Raw genomic sequence first — 23,001 nt, 5'->3', positions numbered from 1 at the left:
TCCCACTTCCCATTTGATGGTCAAGCAAACTGCCGCCCATTCTCGTCGATTGCTTCGGGGAAGCCCATCCCGTAATAGGCGGCGGCCGCCATGATCGTAGCAAACAAGAGCAACACGACGAGCAACAGTATACGGCGTTTCAAACGACAAGCTCCCTCTTTTCGATGGTCGTGATTTTCTCTCCCAATCTTTTACTCTCTCTTTGGCTGAGTCTTATTCTAGTTGTTTTCATAATTGTTTTCATGGACCCGGAAGGTACTTTTGCGTTCACGATGGTACCGTTCGAGGGTATACTTTGGTGCTATTTGTGATTTAAGTTACAACCACACCTATTTCCTATCCAAGCTTAAAAAGGCATAAGAAAACCCCCTCTAATTTCTCAGAGGGGGAAATGAGTGCTATCTATTGGTTCGGAAGGTCAAAAGGATTCGTGTGTGACCGCCTGGTACTTGGTCAAGCCTACCGCGTTTGCATACAGCGCCGCCTGCGTCCGGTCGGCCAGCTGCAGCTTGGCGAGAATTTGGCTGACGTGCTTTTTGACCGTCGTTTCGCTGATATACAGCTGCACGGCGATGTCTTTGTTGTTGCAGCCCTGTCCGAGCGCCACCAGCACTTCCGTCTCCTTGGGCGTGAGGTCGTCCACGGGGCTGCTGCCCGTCGCCCTCATCTTGCTTTCCAGAAGGCCCGGGTCGTAGTATTTGCGTCCCCGGTGAACCAGCCGAACCGCGTAAATCAGTTCCTCCGGCAGCGCTTCTTTGAGCACATACCCGTCGACCAGCGCTTCCTCCGCCATGAGAAAATCTTCCCGGCTCGCCGATGACGTAAGGAGAATAAATTTGCTGGTGCTGCCGAATTCCTTCGCGGTTTTGATAATGTCCAGGCCCGATTCGTCCGCCAGCTTGAGATCGATCAGCACCACGTCCGGATTGATCTGCTTGAATACCCGAAGCGCCTCTTCCATGTTGATGGCTTCGCCTGCAAGCTCCATATCGTCCTGCATCGAAATGACGGCTGCCAGTCCTTTCCTCACTAACGGATGATCATCCACAATGACGACTTTCATAGCACTGCCTCCATTCCTTTCCGTTATGTAGAAGATATTGATTCGGCCAGCGGCGCCGCGAGCGGTATGGTCACTTCCACCCGCGTTCCTACTCCGACCGTGCTTTCTAAAGCGAACGTTCCTCCCAGCGATTCCGCAAGGGACGCCATATTGTCCATGCCCAGTCCTCTTCTTGCCTTTCCGCCCGAAGCTTCGCCGCTGTCAAACCCGCAGCCGTTGTCTTCGACGCGCAGTTCAATGATGTACGGCTTGACCTTGAGGGTTACCTTCACCAGAAGGCATGCGCCGTGTCGGATCGAATTGCCCGTCGCCTCGGAGATGATCCGAAACAGCGCCTTTTGATGCGCGGGCGTCAGCCGTCGGCAGTCGCCGTCGGCTTGCCAGTCGATCTGCACGTTGTTGAGCCGGGCCAGCGTGTTCAAGTGGGAGCGAACCGATTCCTTCCACGCTTCGTCTTCCGTTTTTTTGCTGCTGAGGCTGTAAATCGTTTTACGCAGCTCCTGTGCGGCCGTATTGGCCGATTCCCGGATCAGCGCGAGCTGTTCGTCCACCTGCTCCTGCGGCAGCTTACGCCAGATCTGCTGCAGGGTATGGGAAGCGTAGACGATGCTGAACAGGTTTTGCGAGACGCTGTCGTGCATCTCGTCGGCAATCCGGTTTTGTTCTTCGATGATCATGAGCCGCGTCTCCACGCGTTCCATCTCCTGCCTTTTGAGAATGACCGAGCTCAGCTCGGACAAAAAGATCAGGTGTTTCGCATGCCATTGTCTCCCGTCCTGGCTGGCGGAGGGCTCCAGCTTGACGCCCAGCAAGCCGGCCAGTTTGCCCGAAATGTGGATGGGCATCCCCAGCATCTTGCCAAGCCCCGGAACGTCGAATAACCGGGGTTCCTCCTGGCCGGTCCAACGGTCCGCCTGCCGGTCCAGCTCGGTGAACAGCCACTCTTCCTCTTCGGCGGTCCAGCCCGTCTGGGCATGCAGCTGGGTGTAAATGTCGCGGTCCGCGGCAAACCAGAAAAAAGCCCGTTCCAGCTTCGTCAGCTTGACGGCAAAGTCGGAAATGATCTGACCGATGTCGTGGGCATGCTGCTTGGCCGCCCCCTCCACGATTTGATAAAGCGATTTGATCTGCTCCATCGACTCGTTTGTGCGGGCGTTGGCCCTCTCCAGCTGCCGCTTGATGCTCCCCAGGATCTGGACGGCCATGGTCGTCAAGGTGAGCAGCAAATAGTGATTGCTGTTGGCAAGCAGCATCGCGGGGAGAGAGTCTCCTTCCGGGTTGAAGGCCGTGTAGGTAATCAGCGTCGTCGCCCCAAAAAAGGCAAGCAGCAGCATCCAGCTGAAGTACGGAGCCAGGTAACTGGCCGCCACAAGCACCGGCGTAAAAGCATACCAGGCGAACGGACTGTTCCAGCCCCCGGTCGGAATGAGCAGCAGAATGATGCCGACCATTTCGATTCCGATTGTCAGCCGGAGCAGGTTCGATTCAGCCGTGCAGCGGCGGTACAGGTCCGACAAAACCTTCACCGAGGCAAAAAGAGACGCAACCACCAGGAATTTGTAAACAAAGGCAAGAGAAATTCCCGCATCGCCCACCAAATAGACCAAAGAGGTCACCGAAAGCGAAACGTACCGATAAAACAATATCAACCGATTTTCCATAATCGAATCAATGCGCATCATCGCCGCCCTTTCTCCCAGGAACGCGGAAGAGGGGATTTTTTTTGATTTTGGTATTCAAATCATAAACACATCTGCCGATAAAAACAACAGTATGAAATTGGATTGAACCGCTTACACGAAAATGACGTACGTTTTCATAGAATGATAGCGTTTTATTTTAACATTTATTTACATAATTACCCGTAAAAAGAACAACCCGCACATCGGCGGGTTGTTCTTTTGTGATTATTTTTCGTTATCACATTAATTGAAATGTTTAATCATAAAAACCGGGATTGATGGTGATTTACGGGATTTTTTCCTGATTGGTTCTTCCTTTTCCAGTTCTTGATGGTACCGCTCCGGTGCTCTTCCGGCAGCGTTCCCGTTGCCGAGGTTCCGCCCCTGCCTCCGATCTCAGCGCGCCAGCGGTTTATACCCCTTCGCTTCCAGCCGCTGTACGGCTTCGCGGTAGATATCCTCCGGCAAAACGCTCTTTTCGGCATACCGCACATTTTCCGCCAGGTGTCCGGGATGAAGGGTCCCGACAATGGTGGTGGCGACGGCGGGATGGCTCAACGTAAAGCGAAGCAGGAAGCCGGTCCGGCTTTCCCCTTCCTCCAGCAGCTCGTCCAGACGGGCGTCCTCCCACGCCTGCCAGCGGTCGGCGCTGCCCCGTCCGACTCCGGGTTCTCCCTGTCCGACTCCGCCGCGCGCAATAATGCCTGCGCCTTTGTCCGCAGCCTTCGCAATAAGCAGCTCATGGTCGCGCTCCAAAGCCGAATACGGGATCTGGAACGTTTCAAAATCCTCGTATTCGTCAATATACGTCGAAACATGCGGCAAATAGGACGAAATGCCGATATGTCGAACTTTGCCGGAAGCCCGGATTTCCTTCAGCGCCTCGACCAGTCCGCCCTCCTCCGTTTGCTGAACCGACGGCCCGTGAAGCTGCAGCAGGTCCACGTAGTCGGTCTTCATGCGCGCCAGGCTGGTCTCAATGTTGTGCAGCAGGTTTTCTTTTGTCCAGACGTGGGGCGTTTCGTCGTGGTCTCCGCAATCCACAAGCGTGCAGCCGCATTTGGTGGCAAGGTAAAATTCCTGCCGGCGTCCGCTGAGATACCGGCCAATCAGCTCCTCACTGCGGCCGTAATCATAGGAGGTGTCGATAAAGTTGATGCCGGCATCCAGAACCGCGTTCAGGATACGGCCCGAATCTTCGTCGGACACGGGACGCCCGCTCCAGACCCGCGGGCCGCGGATTTCCATCGCGCCGTACCCGAGTCTGGTGACCTCCAAGCCGGTTTTTCCGAGTGTCGCTTTTGGCAGTGTCATGTGAATGCTCCCTTCTTTCCCGATTGTTTAGGCGAATGAATCCGGCGCGCCGGTCCAGGGCGCCTGTCTGGTAAAAAAGTCCCAGGCTCCGGGAGAGTCCCGAAAGGCCCGTTCCTCTTCAGTGTCTGGCCGTTTCGACAAACAGCACTAGCTCTTCCACCGTCAGCCTCCTTTACCGCGCATTCGGCGCGTGTGCGGAGCGTCTCTTGCCTTTGCCGCTCCATCGGGCGAAAGGCAGATACAGGAGCAAAAAGAGGGCGGCCGCCACGGCTTCCAGCGAAAGCAGGTACCAGGGATACGGCCCAAGCAGGTCCAGCAGGGACGCCGTATCCGGCTTTCGCGACACAAACATGTAATTGCCGCCGGTCGCCCGGTTGATCAGCCAGATAAACGGCAGCAGCACATTCAGAAAAATCATGGTCCTGCCGACGGATCGAAGCGTAGGGCGAAAGCCTTCGACCCACACCATGTACAAAGCCGCCAAAATGATAAACGCATGGGCGATAAAAAACTCCAGAAACCGGTAATGCGGAAACCCGTAGCCCAGCACCGGCGTCAAGATCGCCTGGAGCGCCCCCCCGATTCCGGCAAAGTACACGATCGGAAAGAGGAACCGGCTCCGGAAAAGCAGCATGGCGATGCTTACGTACAGCGTGATGCTGCAAAGCTCGAGCGGCAGGGTATCCTGTGCGGCAAAAACGCCGGACCGCACATACCAGATGTTCAGCGTGACCTCGCAGACCGCCAGCACGGCCGCAAGCGTGAAGCGCGCGATTTTTCGGCTGGGGTCCGGCGCCAGCCGGCCGCGAAACAAATACAAGCCTGCAATCAACAAAACGGTAACGGCGATGGCCCCGGCGTGCTGAGCCGAATAAGCCGTAAACGGTGCAGCCGGGTAAGCGTCAAAAAAACGGTCCAACGGGCACCTCCCCATCCGGCAAAGCGGTCCGCTTCATTAGGGTGCGGAACGGCTTTCGCATCGTGTAACCAAACGCCTTTTATAAAGGAAGCCATTCAAGCACGCGCTGAATTTTCCGGTCCCAATAACCCCATTCGTGCGTGCCCGGCTCCTCCTCGTACACAATGTCCAGGTTGAGCCGCTTCGCCTGCTCCAGGAACCGCAGGTTGTCTTCATAAAGGAAGTCTTCCGTTCCGCAGCATTGGAACAGCTTTGGCTGCGCTTCGGCTTTCGCGGCCGTTCTTTCCGCGAGCGCAAACAGGTCGTTGTCGCTGCCCGCGATTTTATCCAGCGGGCCGAAGGTGTTCTCCAGCTCGCCAGGCTGATGGACGCTCCGCCCGACGATCGACCGGATGTCGAGGGCACCCGAGAGGCTGGCTGCCGCGGCGAACCGGTCCGGGCAGGAGAGCGCCAGCTTGAACGCCCCGTAACCGCCCATCGACAGGCCAGCGGCAAAATTGTCCTTGCGTTCCGCCGACAGCGGAAAGAACGAACGCGCGATCGCCGGAAGCTCTTCGCTGATGAACGTCCAGTACCGGCCGCCCCGGTGCATGTCCGTATAAAAGCTCCGGTGCACGGCGGGCATCACCACGGCCAGTCCGAGCGGCGCGACGTAACGCTCGATCGAGGTGCGGCGGAGCCAAATGCTGTGGTCGTCGGAAAGGCCGTGAAGCAGATAAAGCGTCGGATAAACCGTTTTGCCCCCCGCGGATTCCATCCCGATCATGCTGTTGGTCTTCTGCGGCAGGATTACGTTCATGCTGGAGCAAAGCCCAAGCGTTTCCGAATAAAAATCACATTGAATCAAAGCCATGTCTACCCATCCTCCGTAAGTTGAAGATATTAAAGCGCCACTACCTTGATCACGCTGGCAAGCGTTTTCTCTTCTCCCGGCTGAAGCACGGCAAAGCCGGTCAGCGCCGAGTCCAGGTCGAGATTCGGCGCGTTGTTGATCCAGGTGTACGGCTCGGGGCAAAAGAATCCCTGCTTCGCGTCCTGGTTGTAAATCACCCAATGCTTGAACGATGCATCCGCTTCGTAAATCACCTTTAATCCCGCTTTCGAATCGGTCAGCACCGCCTCATTCTTTTCTCCGCCCGCCTGAATGGAGGACAAATAGGCATTGTTGAACAGCCGGCCGGCAACGGCAACTCCTTCGCCGTTCAGCTCCGCGGCATCCGGGATTTCCAGCAGACGGCCGGTCGGCAGCGCGCGCTCCGAAAGCTCCCACTCCTTGTCGGCCGTCAGCGAAAAGCGGCAGTCCTCCAAGGACCCGTTCTCGGCAAACGGCAGCCGGAACGTCGTGTGGTAGCCGAAGCCGCACGGAAACGCTTCCGTTCCGGTGTTGGTGATAACCGCCGTCATCAGCAGACGGGAATCGTCCAGCTCATAGACCAGACGGATGGTAAACGGATGCGGAAACTGCCGCAGCACGTCCGGCTCCCGTTCGGAATCGAACTGCACTTCGACCACTACCCGCCCTCCTTCATACTTGGCGGAGCAGAGCTCCCACTTGCGGTCGATGGCGAACCCGTGCAGGTGATTGTTGTGGCCGGGGTCGTTGATATCGAAATGATAGGTACGCCCGTTCCAGGTGAACGTGCCGTCCGCAATCCGGTTCGGCGGAAAAAGCACGGGGATGCCGTAAAGCGCGGGAATGACCTGATACGCTTCCTTCGATTCCGGGCTCCGCAAAAGCTCCAGCCCTTTGCGGCGGTGCTTGAGCGAAACCGCCGTTCCGCCCCAGGCGGGCACCACGGTCAGCTCCAGCTCCGCATTGCGGGCGCAAACCGCCGCTTCTCCCATAAACGTCACATTTTCCAAAAAATGCTCCACTCGGTCAGCGCTCCTTTCGTATGTAACGCTTTCTGCTTCTTGCCCTATTGTAACCCGTGCATCGCCTCTTTTCCAGCAATCGACAGAAAGCGGCAGACCGCCCGCCGGATTCCCCGGCGCGTTCTGCCGCTTTGCTCAATTCTCTCCCCGGGCTCCCGGAGCCCGCTTTGTTTCAGTCCATTCGTTATAATCCAGCAGCCATTCCTCTTCCTCGCAGCCGAAGCGGAGCCGGCCGCTGCCGATGGCCGAGAAAACGGAAGGACTTCCGATCAAAGGCCACTCCGCGTAGGGCACCGGCACGCCGCTCACCGACCGATCTCCGTCAAAGACCAGGCGCAGCTCGTTTCCGTTCAGCGCCCGGAAAGAAGCGGACGGGCAATCCGCATCCAGGTCAAAGGAAAGGCGCGTGTTCTGCTCGACTGCTTGCCGGAAGCGGGCCAATTCGGCATACAGCCGCTCCTCCGGCGGGAGCGTCTCCTCCGCCTCGCGGCGGAAGGCGTCCGGAGAAGCCGTCTGCACCGCGACGCCGTTTCGGAGGCCGTCCGAGCGGAGCCTCGCCGGCAGCCCTTCCGGCGCATGCCAGCGCCACGGCGCAAAGGGCCGGAACGCAACCAGCACGCTTCCGCCGTGGCCGAACAGCCAGCCGCTCCCGCCGCCGGTCCGGTCCAGGGTTCCATGGCGTTCCTCCGGCCGTCCGGCGCTTTCCGTTTCAAGCGCCAGCAGCGCTTCGGATATAAAGCCTTCGATGTAAGGGTCCTGGTCCGAAGGAAACGCCTGCCGGGGCTTGTACCGGTAGGTTTCCCCCGGCGGAATGGCGTAGAGCGCGAGCAGCGCCCCTTCGTCCTGAAGCACCTGCTCGTAAGGCGACGAGCCAAGCCATCGTTCCGCGTAGCGCTCGCCCGGCCCTCCAAAGTCGGGAAACGGATGCGTGAAGAACAACACGCTTTTCGGCCTGTCCGAGTCCCAGTCGAGCGACCACCGCCGCAGCTGGCCCGACCAGATGACGTCACCGCGCCTGCCGTCGGTCATACTGCCGAGCGCATAGCCTTCGGTCATATACGTGTATTTGCGGACGCCCGCTTTGCTGATGTAGCCGTAGCCCTTGCAGCAAACCGGTTCCTCCGCCGGGCTGTTCGGGCTGTCCGCTTCCGCAGATTTGGTCAATCCGACCAACCCGTCCGGTCCGCCGGATTTGCCCGGGCTGCCCGGTCCGGCTGGCCCGCCCGGAGACGCGGCAATCGCCACGGCGTTTGTTTCGTGTCCGTCGTTGGCCGCTTCTTCCGCCGCGATAAGGTCGTGCGTCTCCAGGTGAACGAAGGGCACGCTCCGGTCGCGGGCGAGGCGGAGTATCGCTTCGCGCGGCCGGTACGAGGACAACGCGAGAATGACGCTGTAATGCGGCTCGCCGGCCTGCCGCAGATTGGGCGTCCGGCCGCCGAAGTACAGCCAGGCGGCGACAATGCCCGCCGGGGCTTCGTTGAAGGTATCCGCCGGGTGATAATCCCGGGAATGGGCTCCGGCAAACAGGCCGTTCAGCCATTCGCCCGCCGTATTGACGAGATACCAATCGAGCATCATCCCGGCCTTCCGTTTCATCAGCCGGTCCTTCGCGAAATCAAACAGGGTCGCCAGCGTAATCAAATAGAACACGCTGTACGTCGGCGAATCGAACTCCCCTTGGCCGTAGCGGGCCACACGGGAGAAGTAGCCGTCCAGGTAGTCCCGGCAGCTGGCGCCGACCGTCGCGGCCTCTTCCCAGTCCGGCCAGCTTTGCGCAGCCAGATAACCGGCCGTGGCGTTCATCAGCTTGTGGTTTTCCGTTCCGCTGCCAATCTCGTACTGCGCCGCATGGCACATCCGCTCGCGGACGGCGGTGCGGAGAACCTCCGGGTAGCGGTCTCCGAAACGAAGCCAGGCATCGATGTTGGCGTGGCGGAAAAACATCGGGTCATGCCCCGGCACCGTATTGCTTGCTGCCAGATCCGCCAAGGCCCGTTCGGTTTCAAAATCCCGTCCGAGCCGGGCAATAGCATAATACATGCGCCGTCTAGGCGCGTCGTGCTCCGGAATCGGATTCTCCATGATCTCTTCCAGCAGCTTCTTGCAGCGCCGCCGGAAGGCGGCTTCGGTTTCATTCGGCGTCATGCTCGCTCCGCCTCCCCGCGATCGGTTGTGTGGGCTCCGCCCGGAGCGATGAGGCATCCCGCTCCAACAGAGGAATCAATTCGGAAAGCAGCATCAGAACAAGGCCTTGGCCGTACAGCGTTGGAAAACAAGGGACCGCGTTATAGGCTTCTATGCTCGCCAACACCGGCGTTCCGCCGGATACTCCCGAAACCGTGCCGTCGGGACGGATCGTCTCCAGAATGCCTTCCGCCGCAAGGTACGCGGCCGGAAGAACAGCTTCGTCCAGCAGCCCCTGGCGGACGGCAAGGAGCAGCCCGCAGGCGATGCCGGCGCTGCCGGAGGTTTCGGGGACATAATCGGGGCGGTCCAGCACGGTCGGCCACAAGCCGTCGGGACGCTGGAAGGAAAGCAGCCCGCGCATTAGGTCCCGGTAACGCCGCTCCGCTTCATCGGAAAGGGAAACGAAACCCGCAAGCTCCTTCGCAATCAACGGAAAGCCGACGGCTACCCAGGCATTCGCCCGGGTCCATCTGGCGGCGGACATGTGATTGCCGGCCAGGCAGTTCCAGCCGTGAAACAGAACGCCCGTCACCGGGTCCTGCAGCAGCTTCAAGTGAAGCTCCAGCTGCCTCGCCGCTTCTTCGCCGTACTCCGCCTTTCCGGTTACCCCCGCTAACCGCGCCAGAAACAGCACCGCCATAAAAACCGTATCGGCCCATACCTGCTCCGGGAAGCTGGCGTCCTCCGTCACGGTGTGCTCAAACGCCCCCTCCCGGGTACGGGGAGCTTCCTTCAGCATCCAGTCCCCGATTCGGATGGCGGTTTCCAGAAAAACCGGCTCCTGCGTCTTCCGGTACAGCGCCGGAAAAATCGCGAAGGGCGCCATGGCGTTGATGACGCTTGCGCGTTCCGCCAAAGGAAGGCCGCTCTTGGCCCACTGCTCCAATTCGGTAAAAAGCGCCTCGTTCCCCGTCCGTTCGCAATAGTGTAAAATGGAAATGACGCCCACGCCGGGCACCCAATCCCACTCGCGGATGTTCATTCCCCAGCCGCCGGCATGATCGGCCAGCATCTGCCGGCAGACGGCCTCCGCCGAGCGGCGGACCCGGTTTGCGGTTAACACGCGTTCCATATCCGTTTCCCTCCATAGCTTGATGTTTCCAGTATAAACCGGAGGGCCGCCGAAGACTTGGCGGATTCTGCTTTTTGTATGGGGAATTGTCTACTCATCCGCACGCCTAGAAGGAGGTACCCGATGGCATCCAAACCGCCCGTTGCCGCCCCTTGGAGCACCCCCGCCGGCGGTTTTCCCGGGAAGACCGAGCCGCCGCCCGACGCCGGCGCTTCCGTCGATGAATGGACCAACGGAACGTTGTCCGCTTTTCCCGTTCACTGCAGCCTTCGGACGGAGCGGCTGCGCCAGCCCGGCTTTCATTCGCATGCCGGCTACGAGCTGTACGCCTGCGCCAGCGGGTCGGGAAGCTATATTGCCGGCGACCGCATCCATCCCCTTGGACCGGGTACGCTGACCGTCGTCAAACCGCTCGCGCCTCATTTGTCCAAGCCCGATGAAAGCGAGCCTTTTCACCGCTATGTTCTCGCCGTCGACAAAGCTTACCTGGAGAACCTTTTAGTAAACGACACGGCTGCCGAGGAAGCGATCCGGCTCTGGCTGCCGGACGACCAGGAGGACTCCCGGCATTTCCGGCTTTCCCCGCTCCCGTTCATGGCGCTTACCGAAAGGCTGAACCGTCTGGAACGGGAGCTGACGGACCGGAGGCCGGGCTTTCCGCTCGCCGTCAAAAGCTTGCTGCTCGCCTTCTTTGCTGGTCTGGTCCGCAGCGGTGCGGCTCCCGAGAGCATCCCGGCCGACCAGCCGGAAACGAGCCGGCTGATCGAGCGCGTGCTGGGCTTTCTGTCGGAGCGTTACGCCGAGCCGCTCCGCACCGAGGACGTCTGCGCCGCTTTTCATGTTTCCCGCTCTTATTTGCTCCGCCTCTTCAAACGGCACACCGGGACCACGATAAACGAATTTCTTACCGCCTGCCGGATCGGCTGCGCCAAACGGCTGCTGCGCGACACCGGCCTGCCGGTAACCGAAATCGCCGCCGCGGCGGGCTTTCGAGATTTGTCCCACTTCTTTCACACGTTCAAAAAAGCGGAAGGCTGCAGTCCGGGCGCGTACCGCGCCTCGCAAGAGGTGCCTTAAGCGCGTTGCCTGCGCGCCAAAAAGCCCGCACAGCCGGAGCGGTCCGGCCGTGCGGGCTTTGGTTTTACGTTACTAGCAGCGGGGCCTCCAGGGACACCGTCCGAAGACTCGTCCAGGGCAGGGGCTCCCTCCATCGCGGCGCAAGCTAATGGCTTACCCCCGCATCCGGTGACCGTTTATCCCCGGAACCGGTGGGGAGGCAGCCCTTTGACGCCCGGCTTGATGCGGAACAGCCCGCCGGCATGCGGCTGCTCCTTGCGCGCTTCCTCCGGCATGCCGCCGCCTGCGGTTGTCAGGTACAGCTCGTCCAGGTTTTCGCCGCCAAACGTGCAGCAGGTCACGTTCTCGACCGGCAAGCGGATTTCCTCGACCTCCCGGCCTGTCGCCGGATCAAAGCGGCCCACCTTCCAGCCGCCCCAATGCGCGATCCACAGCATCCCTTCGGCGTCAATGGTCATGCCGTCCGGGTAGCCGGTCCCTTCGGGGATCTCGACAACCGTCCGCCGGTTGGTCAATTCGCCGGTGTCCGGCGTAAAGTCGTAGGCGTCGACCTTCATCGTCGGCGTGTCGATGTAATAGAGCGTCGCGCCGTCTGCGCTCCAGGCCAGCCCGTTGGAGCAGCTGATGCCGCTCAATACCTCCCGGCAGCCGCCATCCGGGTTTATCCGGTACAGCGCCCCCTTTCCCGGATCGCCGTTCAAAGCCATCGTTCCCGCCCAGAAACGGCCGGCGGGGTCGCACTTGCCGTCATTGAACCGGTTCCCGTCCAGATGCTCCTCCGGGTCCGCCAGCTTCTCCGTCTCTCCCGTCAACGGGTCGAGCCGATAAATGCCGTCCTTCGCCGCCATCACGAGCCCGCCCGCTTCGCGCGGAGCGACCGCTCCGACGTGACGGCCGACCGGGATGACCCGGTCGGTTCCGTCCGCGGGGTTGTAGGCATGGACCGCAAATCCTTCGATGTCCACCCAGTAAAGCACGTTCCGGGCGGGGTCCCAAACCGGTCCTTCCCCCAAAGCGGCCTTCGCATCCAGCACCAATTCCAGCTCCGCCATGTCCAGCCTCCTCTCAAATCCCTTGAAGCTTGCTTACAGAAAAAGATCCTTTTCCTTCAGCGTCAGCTTGCGCGCGGAAATGTCGAGCACGACCTTCCCGGCATTCAGCCCGATGATTCGCGTGGCGTACCGTTCGGCCAGCTCCAGCTGCTGCATCGCGCAGAAAAGCACCACGTTTTCCTTGACTGCGACGTTGCGGAAATCCTCCATTACGCCGGCCACCGAGATGGGGTCGAGCCCCTTGACCGGATCGTCGGCGGCAATCATCTTGGCTTCCTGAATGAGCGCCTTGGCCAGCGCGACGCGCTGCTTCTCCCCGCCGCTCAGCTTCTCCACCTTTTCCAGCCCTTTGTCGAGCAGACCGACCTTCTCCAGAAATTCCGAGGCGTGCACATGCTCGTCCATCGAGGATTTCCGGATCACCTTCCGCCAGAGCGGCATATGCCGCCAGCGCGCTTCCAGCACGTTCCGCACTGCGGTCTTGTTGAGATTCAGGTCGGAATATTCCTGCAAAAAGGCCCAGCTGCGGCGAACCTTCAGCCGTTCAAGCGGATTTCCCTCCAGGACGTTTTTGCCGTCCATGACGTATTCGCCGCGGTCCCACTTTTCCCGCAGCGCAAGGCAGCGCAAAAGCGTTGTTTTGCCGCTCCCGCTGCCGCCTACGATGGCGATAAATTCCCCCGGCGACGCTTGAAAGCTGACGCCGTCCAGCACCGTTGTTTTCAGGTACGATTTGCTTAAATTACGGACGATCATGAGTAAGGCTGCTCCTTTGCGTCATAATCCGTTAGCGGCGGCCGCCAGATCCCGGGCGATCAGTTTGCCGTGATGGCGCCCCGTTTCGATAAAAATTTCATTGGCCCGGCTGCCCGAAGCGACCACGCCGGCAATGTAAACCCCCGGCACGCCGGTTCTCATGGTCTCCGGGTCGTGCTGCGGCGCGCCGGTCGCCTCGTCGACGGTCACGCCCGCCGACAACAGCAGCTCGCGGTCCGGCCGGAAGCCTGTCAGGGCCAGCACAAAATCATTTTCCAGCCAAAGCCGCTCCGCACCCGCGGCCACCAGAACCTCGTCCTCCCGGATTTCCAGAAGCGCCGAAGAGAACATCATGCGGATGCGCCCTTTGGCCACCATGCTTTCGAATACGGGACGGATCCACGATTTGACGTAAGGAGACAGCTGGGCGCCCCGGTAAACCACCGTCACCTCCGCTCCGGCCCGAATCAGCTCCAGAGCGGCGTCCGTGGCGGAATTGTTTCCGCCGACGATCACCACCTTCATGCCGGCGTAGGGATGAGCTTCCGTATAATAATGGCTGACCTTTGCCAGCTCCTCGCCCGGAATGCCAAGCTCGTTCGGATGGTCGAAATACCCGGTGGCGATGACGACCGTTTTCGTTGTGTACTGCTTTTCCCGTCCCGCCCGGTCCCGGACGGACAGGGAGAAGCCTTCGTCCAGCCGGCGGATGCCGGTCACCGTTTCGTAGGTGCGGATGCGGAGTTCTTTGCGCTCCGCCACCGTGCGGTAGTAGTTCAGCCCCTCCAGGCGCGTCGGCCGCTCGTTGGCCGTGACGAAGGGAATGCCGCCGATTTCGAGAAGCTCCGGCGTACTGTGAAAGGTCAGGTTGGTCGGATACCGGAAAATCGAGTGAACGACGGGCCCCTTGTCGAGGACGAGCGGGTCGAAGCCCGCCGCCTTCAGCTCGGCCGCCGCGGAAAGCCCGCACGGTCCGGCTCCGATGATGACTGCTTGCTCCATTGGATTCTCCTTCTGACGCCCGGCGCGTAAGCCGGTTTTCCTACGATTATACTGCACCGCCCGGCGGAATACACGCGCCGCGGCCTCAGCCGTAGAGCCACACGCGCAAAAGCGAAAGGAGCTGGGAGCTGTTCACCGGCTTGGTGATGTAATCGGAGGCGCCGGCTTCAATGCATTTTTCCCGGTCCCCTTTCATCGCCTTCGCCGTCAGCGCAATGATCGGGAGCTCGCGGAATTTCGGAATTTCCCGGATCGCGCCGATGGTTTCGTAACCGTCCATGCCGGGCATCATGATGTCCATCAGCACGACGTTGATGTCCGGGTTGTTCTCCAGTATTTCGATGGAGTCCCGTCCGTTCTCGGCCGGAATCACCTTCATCTTGTGCCGCTCCAGAATGGTCGTGAGCGCGAAAATATTGCGGATGTCGTCATCGACGACCAGCACCTTTTTGTAGGCGATGGCATCGTCGGTGGAATGCAGCCTGGAGAGCGTCTCCTTCTGCAGGTCCGACAGCCCTTCCGTCCTCCGGTGCAGGAACAGCGCGGTTTCGTCCAGCACGCGGACCGGGGCTTTCGCCTCTTTGATGACATTGGTCCGGAACAGCTCCTCCAGCTCGGCTTCCTCTTTGGCCGACAGCTTTCCGCCCAGCGTCAAAATAACGGGGATCTCCCGTTTGCGCGACAGGCGCAGGGCTTCCCGGAGAAGGGAAAGGCCGTTCTTGTCGGAGGAATCGAGATCAAAAACGATCGCGTCGAACTCTTTAGCCTTCAGCTGATTGACGGCTTTCCGCGCCGTGTCGGTCTCGACGATCCTCACGTCGTTTCCGCCGATCAGGGCGAGGATTTCCTGCCGCCGCTCCGTGCCGGCGTGGAAGACAAGCAGGTCCTTCGTTTCCTTCAGACCGAAGGAAATCAGGCGGTCCAGTTCATGCTCCAGGTCTTCGCCGGTTACCGGCTTGCACAGGTACGAGTAAACGCCGCGCTGCAGAAGCGGAATCCGGTCGTCCTCCACCGTGATGACGCCGATCGGGATATGCCGGACATCCATGTCGCTTTTGAGCTGGTCGATCACCGACCAGCCGTCCGTGTCGTTCAGCCGGATGTCGAGCGTAATGGCGGCGGGGCGGAAATGACGGGCCAGCTCCAGCACGCTGCTCCCCTTCGCCGTGGCGATGACCTTGACGCCTTTTTTGCGCCAGACGTCCAGCAGAATTTCGGCGAATTTCGGATCGTCCTCCACCATCAGGACCACCTTGTCGCCCGGCTTGATATCGGCCCGGTCATCGCTCAGGCCGGTATCCGCTTCCCCCGTGAACACGGTCGGCAGGTCCTTCGCCGGACCAGCGGGCTTGGCGGGCTTGGCGGGCTGGACGTCGATCACTTCCGGAGCGATCGCCTCCGGCGCCGAACGCGGACTGCCGGAAGGCCGTCCGGCAGCCGCCGGCGTCTGCGGCTCCGGAGCAAGCGCGGCAGCCGCTTCCGATGCGGACGATTCGCCGCCGGAGGGCTTGTCCGCTTCGCTTCGACCGGCAGGCCCGGCGTCCTCCGCGCTGCGAACGGGCGGGCGGCTCATCGCCTCTCCACCAGGCTGCGCCGCCGGCGCGGTGCCGGTGACGGAGCCGGCCGTTTCCTGACCGCCTTCAACCGGCAGGTAAACGGTAAAGACGCTGCCTCTGCCCGGCACGCTGAACAGCTTGATCTCGCCGCCCAGCATTTGCACAATTTCGCGGCTGATCGCAAGGCCCAGGCCCGTTCCGCCGAATTCCCGGCTCGTGCTGCCGTCCGCCTGCTGGAAAGCCTCGAAGATGATGTCCTGCTTGTCCTTCGGAATGCCGATGCCCGTGTCGCTGACCGCGAAAGCGACCACACCGGCGGCGTTCGACAGCCGCTTGTGATCGGGGCTCCAGCCCTCGCGCGCCAGGCGGATGCCCAGATGGACCTGTCCTTTGCGCGTAAATTTGAAGGCGTTGGACAGCAGGTTCACCAGCACCTGCTGCAGCCGTTTGGAATCCGTCCGGATGTAAGGCGGAATATCCACGTCCGGCTGGATGCGGAATTCAATGCCCTTGTCCGCCGCCATGTGGCTGAAGGTCCGGTCGAACACGTCGATCAGATCGGTCACCTTCACATCGTCGAACTCCGGCGTAACCGTGCCGGATTCGATTTTGGACAGATCCAGGATGTCGTTGATCAGATGCAGCAGGTCAAGACCCGACTCGTGAATCGTGGAAGCGTATTTCACCTGGTCGTCGGAAAGGTTATGGTCCGGATTGTCGCGAAGCTGCTCCGAGAGCAGCAGCAGGCTGTTGAGCGGCGTCCGCAGCTCATGCGACATGTTCGCCAAAAACTCGGATTTGTATTTGGACGTCAGGGCGAGCTGCTCCGCTTTTTCCTCCAGGAACTTCTTCGCCATTTCGACCTCGCGGTTTTTGCTTTCGACCTCCGCCTTCTGCTGCACGAGCAGACGGGCCTTGTCCTCCAGCTCCTCGTTCGTGTGCTGCAATTCTTCCTGCTGCTGCTGGAGCTCTTCGGCCAGCGACTGGGACTGCATGAGCAGCTCTTCCGTCCGCATGTTGGCCTGCATCGTGTTCAGCACGATGCCGATCGTATCGGCAAGCTGGTCAAGCAAAGCAAGATCGATGTCCGAGAACGGGCGGAAGGAGGCCAGCTCCAGCACCGCGAGCACCTGATCCTCGAACACGATCGGCAGCAGCACGATATTCAGCGGCGTCGCTTCGCCGAGACCCGAGTTCACCGTTACGTAATCCCCCGGCACGTTGGTCAGCAGAATGCGCTGTTTTTCGATCAGGCACTGGCCGACCAGCCCTTCGCCGGCACGGAACGAGCTCGCCAGGTTTTTGCGCTTCTGGAACCCGTAGGAGGCGAACAGCTTCAGCAGCTGCTCCCCGTTCTCGTTCTCGCTTACAAAGAATACGCCGTGCTGTACGCTGACAAGCGGCGCCAGCTCGGAAAGGATCATCCGGCAGGCCGCATAGGGATCGCGCTGCCCTTGCAGCATGCGGCTGAATTTGGCCAGATTGGTTTTCAGCCAGTCCTGCTCCGTATTGATCCGCGTCGTTTCCCGCAGGTTGTTGATCATTTCGTTGACGTTGTCCTTCAGGGTCGCCACTTCGCCGGCCGCAGCCACGTCGATGGTGCGCGACAGGTCGCCCTTCGTTACCGCCGTGGCGACATTCGTGATTGCGCGCACCTGGGTCGTCAGCGTGCTCGCCATGTAGTTGACGTTGTCGGTCAAATCCCGCCAGGTGCCGGATGCGCCGGGCACGCTCGCCTGGCCGCCCAGCTTGCCTTCCGCCCCTACCTCGCGGGAAACGGTCGTGACCTGCTCGGCAAAGGTGGCCAGCGTGTCGATCATGCCGTTGATCGTGTCGCTCAGCTCCGCGATTTCGCCTTTGGCGTCCAGCATCAGCTTCCGCTTCAGGTCGCCTCCGGCGACGGAGGTCACCACCTTGGCGATGCCGCGCACCTGATCGGTCAGGTTGGAGGCCATGATGTTGACGTTGTCGGTCAAATCCTTCCAGACGCCGCCGACGCCGCGCACCTGCGCCTGGCCGCCCAGCTTGCCCTCCGTGCCGACCTCCCGGGCCACGCGCGTGACCTCGGACGCAAAGGAATTGAGCTGGTCCACCATCGTGTTGATCGTGTTTTTCAGCTCCAGCAGCTCGCCGCGCACGTCGACGGTAATCTTTTTCGACAGGTCGCCGGTTGCGACCGCCGTCGTGACTTCCGCGATGTTGCGCACCTGGCTGGTCAGATTAGAAGCCATGTAATTGACGTTTCCGGTCAAATCCTTCCAGGTGCCTTCCACCCCGGACACCTGCGCCTGGCCGCCGAGCCGTCCCTCGGTGCCGACCTCGCGGGCCACGCGGATGACTTCCGACGCAAACGTGCTGAGCTGGTCGACCATCGTGTTGATCGTGCTTTTCAGCTGCAGGATTTCGCCCTTGGCGTCGATGGTGATCTTTTTGCCCAGGTCGCCCTTGGCGACCGCCGTCGTCACTTCGGCGATGTTGCGCACCTGATCGGTCAAATTGGAGGCCATGATGTTGACGTTGTCGGTGAGTCCCTTCCAGGTCCCCCCGACGCCGCGCACCTCCGCCTGGCCGCCCAGCTTGCCTTCCGTTCCGACCTCGCGCGCCACGCGCGTGACCTCGGAAGCAAACGTGCTGAGCTGATCCACCATCGTATTGATCGTGTTCTTCAGCTGCAGCAGCTCGCCTTTGACATCGACGGTGATTTTTCGGGTCAGGTCCCCGCTGGCGACCGCCGTCGTCACTTCGGCGATGTTCCGCACCTGGTCGGTCAGGTTCGACGCCATCAGGTTTACGCTGTCCGTCAAAAGCTTCCAGGTGCCGGAGACGTCCTTCACCTGCGCCTGAACGCCCAGCTTGCCTTCGATGCCGACCTGGCTGGCCACCTTGGTGACCTCGGACGCAAACGTGCTGAGCTGGTCCACCATTGTGTTGATCGTGTTTTTCAGCTGCAGCAGCTCGCCTTTTACATCGACGGTAATTTTCCGTGTCAAGTCCCCCGTAGCGACCGCTGTCGTGACGTCGGCGATGTTCCGCACCTGGTTGGTCAAATTGGACGCCATGTAATTGACGCTTTCGGTCAAATCCCGCCAGGTGCCGTCCACGCCCTTTACCTCGGCCTGGCCGCCCAGAATGCCTTCGGTGCCGACCTCGCGCGCCACACGCGTCACTTCCGATGCAAACGTGCTGAGCTGGTCCACCATCGTGTTGATCGTGTTCTTCAGCTCGAGAATTTCGCCCTGGGCGTCCGCCGTGATTTTCCGCGACAGGTCGCCGCGCGCGACGGCCGTCGTAACCAGCGCGATGTTGCGCACCTGATCGGTCAAATTCGACGCCATGTAATTGACGCTTTCGGTCAAATCCCGCCAGGTGCCTTCTACGCCGACAACCTGGGCTTGCCCGCCCAGCTTGCCTTCGGTGCCGACCTCGCGCGCCACACGCGTCACCTCGGACGCGAAGGTGCCGAGCTGGTCCACCATCGTGTTGATCGTGTTTTTCAGCTGGAGAATTTCGCCTTTGGCGTCGATGGCGATCTTCTTGCCCAGATCGCCCTTGGCGACCGCCGTCGTCACCTCGGCAATGCTGCGCACCTGATCCGTAAGATTGGACGCCATGTTGTTCACGCTTTCAGTCAAATCCCGCCAGGTGCCGCCAACGTCATCGACCTCGGCCTGGCCGCCCAGCTTGCCCTCGGTGCCGACTTCAAGCGCCACGCGCGTAACCTCCGACGCGAACGTGCTGAGTTGGCCCACCATCGTGTTGATCGTATTCTTCAGCTGCAGCATCTCGCCTTTGACGTCGACGGTAATCTTCTTCGTCAGGTCCCCGGTGGCGACCGCCGTCGTCACCTCGGCGATGTTCCGCACCTGGTTGGTCAAATTGGACGCCATGTAATTTACGCTGTCGGTCAAGTCCTTCCAGGTGCCGCCGACGTCTTTTACATCCGCCTGCCCGCCCAGAATGCCTTCGGTGCCGACCTCGCGCGCCACGCGCGTCACTTCCGATGCAAACGTGCTGAGCTGGTCCACCATCGTGTTGATGGTGATTTTCAGCTGCGACATCTCGCCTTTGACGTCCGCGGTGATTTTCTTCGTCAGATCGCCGTTGGCGACGGCGGTGGTTACCACTGCGATGTTGCGCACCTGATCGGTCAGGTTGGACGCCATGTTGTTTACGCTGTCCGTCAAATCCGCCCAGGTGCCGGCAACGCCCTTCACTTCGGCCTGGCCGCCAAGCTTCCCTTCCGTGCCGACCTCGCGCGCCACGCGCGTAACCTCGGACGCGAACGTGCTGAGCTGGTCCACCATCGTGTTGATCGTGTTTTTCAGCTGCGACATTTCGCCGCGCACGTCGATGGTAATTTTTTTGGTCAGGTCGCCGGTAGCGACGGCCGTCGTCACTTCGGCGATGTTCCGAACCTGAACGGTCAAATTGCGCGACATCGTGTTGACGGACTCGGTGAGCAGCTTCCACGTGCCGGAGACGTTGCGGGAATCGGCCACGACGCCGAGCTTCCCTTCGGTCCCGACTTCATGCGCCACGCGCGTAACCTCCGACGCGAAGACGCCCAGCTGGTCGACCATCCGGTTGATGCCGGCGGCCGTCCGGTGAAACTCGCCCGTCAGCGCGCGCCCGTCGATCTCCATGTCGATCTTCTGGGAGAGATCGCCCTGGGCCACGGCGCTGATCACCCGGACGATTTCGTTTAAGGGCCGGATCAGGTCGTCGATCATTTCGTTGATCGGCTCGCAAAGGAAGTTCCAGGACCCGCCGTTCGTCTTGAAGGTAAAGCGGCGGCTCATCTTCCCTTCCTTCCCCACCACTCGGGCCACTTCCTGGGCTTCCTGGGCCAAGTTTTGCTGCATGTCCATAATATCGTTAAATGTATCGGCTATCTTGGCGGCAAGGCCGGTTTTGTCTTCGGCCAGGCGCACGCTGAAATCGCCTTTTTTGAAGGCGCGCAAAGCATTTAAAAGCTCAATCGGGTCCACTAGCGTTTCCGCCGGCTCAGCCGGCTTCTTTCGGGCGGCTGGTTTTTCTCCCGTCAGACCGTTATTTTCCTTTTCATTTTGCGCATCCGTCATCGTCCGATTCCTTCCTTGTTAAGTAGTGATTAAGAATGAAATCTATCATTCCTATATTGTAGCGATTTTTGCGTGCAGAAGAAAGCGGCGGCCGGCCTGCGCAAAAAAACGGAGCCTCTCCGCCGCCGGGCGAAGAAGCTCCGTATGCAAAATCCGCTGCTTTTTACAGCACTTTGGCCAAAAAATCCTGGGTGCGCGGATGCGACGGGCGGCCAAACACATCCTCCGGCACACCCTGCTCGACGATCACGCCGCCGTCCATAAAGATGATCCGGTCCCCCACCTCGCGGGCGAAGCCCATTTCGTGGGTGACCACGACCATGGTCATTCCGCCTTGCGCAAGCTTCTTCATCACGTCCAGCACCTCGCCGACCATTTCGGGGTCGAGCGCCGAAGTAGGCTCGTCGAAGAGCATCACGTCCGGGTCCATGGCCAGCGCCCGGGCGATGGCGATCCGCTGCTTTTGTCCGCCCGAAAGCTGGTTGGGAAACACGTTCGCCTTGTCCTCCAGCCCGACGGTCCGAAGCAGCCGCCGGGCGTTCTGCTCCGCCTCTTCCTTGCTCCGCTTCAGCACGTGAAGGGGGGCGATGGTGAGGTTGGCCATAACGGACAGATGCGGAAACAGGTTAAACTGCTGAAACACCATGCCCATCTTCTGGCGCAGCCGGTCGATGTTCTGCTTCGGGTCCGTGATCCGGTTTCCTTCAAACACGACATCCCCGGCCGTCGGAACCTCCAGCAGGTTCAGGCAGCGCAAAAACGTGCTTTTGCCCGATCCGCTCGGGCCGATCACGACCACGACCTCGCCTTTTTGCACCTCGAGGTCGATTCCGTTCAGCACGTCCAGCTTGCCGAACGATTTTCTGAGTCCTTTAACGCTGATCACCGACCTTCAGCCTCCTTTCGAATTTCCGCAACAGCCGGGACAGACTGAAGGTAAGAATAAAGTATACGAAGGCCGCGCTGATATACGGCTCAAAAGCGAGAAAGGTCCGCGCTTTGACAATGCTGGCGTTGTACATCAAATCGCTGATGCCGATGATGCTGACGATGGAGGATTCCTTGATGACGACGACAAACTCGTTCCCGAGCGCGGGCAAAATGTTCTTGACCGCCTGCGGGAGCACGATCAGGCGCATCGTTTGCCGTTTGGTCATGCCCAGCGAACGGGCCGCCTCCGTCTGCCCCCGGTCGATGTTCTCAATGCCGGCGCGAAAAATTTCCGCGATGTAAGCGGCGCTGTTGATCGAAAGGGCGATGATCCCCGCGACCATCGGCGAAAAATCCCAGGGCGTCAACTGCGGCACGCCGTAAAAAATGACAAAGACCTGTACGAGCAGCGGCGTGCCGCGGATAAACTCGACATAAGCGGTCGCCAGCCAGCGGAGCGGCCGGACCGAGGACGTCTTCATGAGCGCGATGACGATCCCGAATAGCGTACCGAACAAAACGGTAAAAAACGACAGGTAGATCGTGATGCCGGCGCCCCGGACAAAATACATGCCAAAACGGCTAAGAAAGGAAAAGTCCAAGCCCGTCACCTTACTCTTCCATCAGCTTGGAAGCTTCGACGAAAAATTCGTCGATCTTCTTCTCGGCAATCAGCTTGTCCACCACTTTGTCAATTTCGGCAACCAGGCTCGGGTTATTCTTCTGCACCGCGATTGCCGATCCGCCTACGTCGTCCTGCGGTTTGGCATCCGTGATAACCAGATCCGGGTGGTTGGCAACATAAACTTCCGCTACCGGAAGCTCAAAAATCAGCGCATCCACCTTCTTCGATTGCAGCTGAAGCACCAGATCGCTCGGGGAGGCGATGCTGGTGATTTGGGCGTCCTTGACCTGGTTCTGTGCGATTTCTTCCTGGATGCTGCCCATTTGTACGCCGATCTTTTGGCCGTTCAGCGATTCAAGCGTTGCGAACTTGTCCTTGTCTTCGGCGCGGGAAACCACGCCCTGCTTGGCCGTGTAATAAATTTTGCTGAAGTCGACGGCTTCTTCCCGATCGGGCGTCGGCGTCATGCCGGCGATGATCATGTCGATTTTGCCGGAAGTCAGCGCCGGAAGCAGGCCGTCAAACGCCATGTCCTGAATTTCCAGCTCCACGCCGAGCTGCTTGGCCACTTCCTGGGCGATCAGGACGTCGAGGCCGACAATGGTGTCTTTGCCGTCCACATCGGCATGGAATTCATACGGCGGATATTCAGCGTTTGTTCCCATGACGATTTTGCCTTTTTCCTGGATTTCTCCCAGCTTTTTGTCCTTCTCGCCGCAGCCGGCAAGCATCGTTCCAAATGCCAGCATACAGGCCAGCACAAGCGTTATCTTTTTCATCTTCTTCGTATATCCCCCTTTAATCTTTTGG

17 protein-coding genes are annotated in these 23,001 nt (G+C 60.1%); 1 reads left to right on the top strand and 16 read right to left on the bottom strand.

The window, feature by feature from the left end; genetic code table 11:
• Positions 1-20 precede the first annotated feature (20 nt).
• The 9 genes from AC6I6H_RS03260 to AC6I6H_RS03220 form a co-directional block, all read right to left on the bottom strand.
• Entirely contained in the window at positions 21-143 is a 123-nt protein-coding gene (locus AC6I6H_RS03260; protein WP_497951211.1) for a hypothetical protein, read from the bottom strand.
• Between the two features lie 275 nt (positions 144-418).
• Complete coding sequence (locus tag AC6I6H_RS03255) at positions 419-1,063, bottom strand: response regulator (protein ID WP_497951207.1); 645 nt, start codon at positions 1,061-1,063, stop codon at positions 419-421.
• A gap of 23 nt (positions 1,064-1,086) precedes the next feature.
• Positions 1,087-2,745, bottom strand: a complete 1,659-nt coding sequence (locus AC6I6H_RS03250) for a sensor histidine kinase (protein WP_497951203.1) — start codon at positions 2,743-2,745, stop codon at positions 1,087-1,089.
• A gap of 396 nt (positions 2,746-3,141) precedes the next feature.
• Positions 3,142-4,059 carry an aldo/keto reductase gene (locus AC6I6H_RS03245; protein WP_497951201.1) on the bottom strand — a complete coding sequence of 306 codons (918 nt, stop codon included), beginning with the start codon at positions 4,057-4,059 and terminating at the stop codon, positions 3,142-3,144.
• A 172-nt stretch (positions 4,060-4,231) separates the two neighbouring features.
• Positions 4,232-4,978 (bottom strand): YwaF family protein, encoded by a 747-nt coding sequence (locus AC6I6H_RS03240; protein ID WP_497951198.1) that lies wholly within the window; start codon positions 4,976-4,978, stop codon positions 4,232-4,234.
• Between the two features lie 79 nt (positions 4,979-5,057).
• A complete protein-coding gene (locus tag AC6I6H_RS03235; RefSeq protein ID WP_497951196.1) occupies positions 5,058-5,831 on the bottom strand; it encodes an alpha/beta hydrolase in 774 nt (257 codons plus the stop codon).
• Positions 5,832-5,860: 29 nt separating this feature from the next.
• A complete protein-coding gene (locus AC6I6H_RS03230; protein WP_497951192.1) occupies positions 5,861-6,853 on the bottom strand; it encodes an aldose 1-epimerase in 993 nt (330 codons plus the stop codon).
• A 135-nt stretch (positions 6,854-6,988) separates the two neighbouring features.
• Entirely contained in the window at positions 6,989-8,998 is a 2,010-nt protein-coding gene (locus AC6I6H_RS03225; RefSeq protein WP_497951187.1) for a hypothetical protein, read from the bottom strand.
• Complete coding sequence (locus AC6I6H_RS03220) at positions 8,985-10,112, bottom strand: glycoside hydrolase family 88/105 protein (protein ID WP_497951185.1); 1,128 nt, start codon at positions 10,110-10,112, stop codon at positions 8,985-8,987. Before AC6I6H_RS03220 ends, AC6I6H_RS03225 begins: the two co-directional genes overlap by 14 nt.
• Positions 10,113-10,235: 123 nt before the next feature.
• On the opposite strand from AC6I6H_RS03220, the gene AC6I6H_RS03215 reads away from it, so the two are divergent.
• The gene (locus tag AC6I6H_RS03215; RefSeq protein WP_497951183.1) at positions 10,236-11,189 is read left to right on the top strand and encodes an AraC family transcriptional regulator; all 954 of its coding nucleotides are present in this window, start codon (positions 10,236-10,238) and stop codon (positions 11,187-11,189) included.
• Between the two features lie 176 nt (positions 11,190-11,365).
• On the opposite strand, the gene AC6I6H_RS03210 is transcribed toward AC6I6H_RS03215, so the two are convergent.
• The 7 genes from AC6I6H_RS03210 to AC6I6H_RS03180 all read right to left on the bottom strand — a co-directional run bounded on the left by AC6I6H_RS03210 (position 11,366) and on the right by AC6I6H_RS03180 (position 22,970).
• Complete coding sequence (locus tag AC6I6H_RS03210) at positions 11,366-12,241, bottom strand: SMP-30/gluconolactonase/LRE family protein (protein ID WP_497951181.1); 876 nt, start codon at positions 12,239-12,241, stop codon at positions 11,366-11,368.
• A gap of 33 nt (positions 12,242-12,274) precedes the next feature.
• The gene (locus AC6I6H_RS03205) at positions 12,275-12,997 is read right to left on the bottom strand and encodes a phosphonate ABC transporter ATP-binding protein (protein ID WP_497951176.1); all 723 of its coding nucleotides are present in this window, start codon (positions 12,995-12,997) and stop codon (positions 12,275-12,277) included.
• Between the two features lie 21 nt (positions 12,998-13,018).
• On the bottom strand, positions 13,019-13,999 hold the full coding sequence (locus AC6I6H_RS03200; protein WP_497951172.1) for a YpdA family putative bacillithiol disulfide reductase: 981 nt from the start codon (positions 13,997-13,999) through the stop codon (positions 13,019-13,021).
• A gap of 85 nt (positions 14,000-14,084) precedes the next feature.
• Complete coding sequence (locus AC6I6H_RS03195; protein WP_497951167.1) at positions 14,085-20,636, bottom strand: HAMP domain-containing protein; 6,552 nt, start codon at positions 20,634-20,636, stop codon at positions 14,085-14,087.
• 163 nt (positions 20,637-20,799) lie between these two features.
• Positions 20,800-21,522: an amino acid ABC transporter ATP-binding protein gene (locus AC6I6H_RS03190; RefSeq protein ID WP_497951161.1), complete on the bottom strand. Its 723-nt coding sequence runs from the start codon at positions 21,520-21,522 to the stop codon at positions 20,800-20,802.
• Complete coding sequence (locus tag AC6I6H_RS03185) at positions 21,509-22,168, bottom strand: amino acid ABC transporter permease (protein ID WP_497951159.1); 660 nt, start codon at positions 22,166-22,168, stop codon at positions 21,509-21,511. The genes AC6I6H_RS03190 and AC6I6H_RS03185 overlap by 14 nt, the downstream gene beginning before the upstream one ends.
• Positions 22,169-22,178: 10 nt before the next feature.
• The gene (locus AC6I6H_RS03180) at positions 22,179-22,970 is read right to left on the bottom strand and encodes a transporter substrate-binding domain-containing protein (RefSeq protein WP_497951157.1); all 792 of its coding nucleotides are present in this window, start codon (positions 22,968-22,970) and stop codon (positions 22,179-22,181) included.
• Between the last annotated feature and the right edge of the window lie 31 nt (positions 22,971-23,001).

Source organism: Gorillibacterium sp. sgz306347 (assembly GCF_059735245.1).
The sequence above is the reverse complement of the archived record's forward strand: the minus strand, read 5'-3'. Positions and strand labels throughout refer to the sequence as shown.

What these genes read in the sequence shown, in the direction of transcription:
- AC6I6H_RS03255 (WP_497951207.1), bottom strand. Translation starts at nt 1,063, where the DNA reads ATGAAAGTCGTCATTGTGGATGATCATCCGTTAGTGAGGAAAGGACTG.
- AC6I6H_RS03250 (WP_497951203.1), bottom strand. Translation starts at nt 2,745, where the DNA reads ATGATGCGCATTGATTCGATTATGGAAAATCGGTTGATATTGTTTTAT.
- AC6I6H_RS03245 (WP_497951201.1), bottom strand. Translation starts at nt 4,059, where the DNA reads ATGACACTGCCAAAAGCGACACTCGGAAAAACCGGCTTGGAGGTCACC.
- AC6I6H_RS03235 (WP_497951196.1), bottom strand. Translation starts at nt 5,831, where the DNA reads ATGGCTTTGATTCAATGTGATTTTTATTCGGAAACGCTTGGGCTTTGC.
- AC6I6H_RS03225 (WP_497951187.1), bottom strand. Translation starts at nt 8,998, where the DNA reads ATGACGCCGAATGAAACCGAAGCCGCCTTCCGGCGGCGCTGCAAGAAG.
- AC6I6H_RS03220 (WP_497951185.1), bottom strand. Translation starts at nt 10,112, where the DNA reads ATGGAACGCGTGTTAACCGCAAACCGGGTCCGCCGCTCGGCGGAGGCC.
- AC6I6H_RS03215 (WP_497951183.1), top strand. Translation starts at nt 10,236, where the DNA reads ATGGCATCCAAACCGCCCGTTGCCGCCCCTTGGAGCACCCCCGCCGGC.
- AC6I6H_RS03210 (WP_497951181.1), bottom strand. Translation starts at nt 12,241, where the DNA reads ATGGCGGAGCTGGAATTGGTGCTGGATGCGAAGGCCGCTTTGGGGGAA.
- AC6I6H_RS03205 (WP_497951176.1), bottom strand. Translation starts at nt 12,997, where the DNA reads ATGATCGTCCGTAATTTAAGCAAATCGTACCTGAAAACAACGGTGCTG.
- AC6I6H_RS03200 (WP_497951172.1), bottom strand. Translation starts at nt 13,999, where the DNA reads ATGGAGCAAGCAGTCATCATCGGAGCCGGACCGTGCGGGCTTTCCGCG.
- AC6I6H_RS03195 (WP_497951167.1), bottom strand. Translation starts at nt 20,636, where the DNA reads ATGACGGATGCGCAAAATGAAAAGGAAAATAACGGTCTGACGGGAGAA.
- AC6I6H_RS03180 (WP_497951157.1), bottom strand. Translation starts at nt 22,970, where the DNA reads ATGAAAAAGATAACGCTTGTGCTGGCCTGTATGCTGGCATTTGGAACG.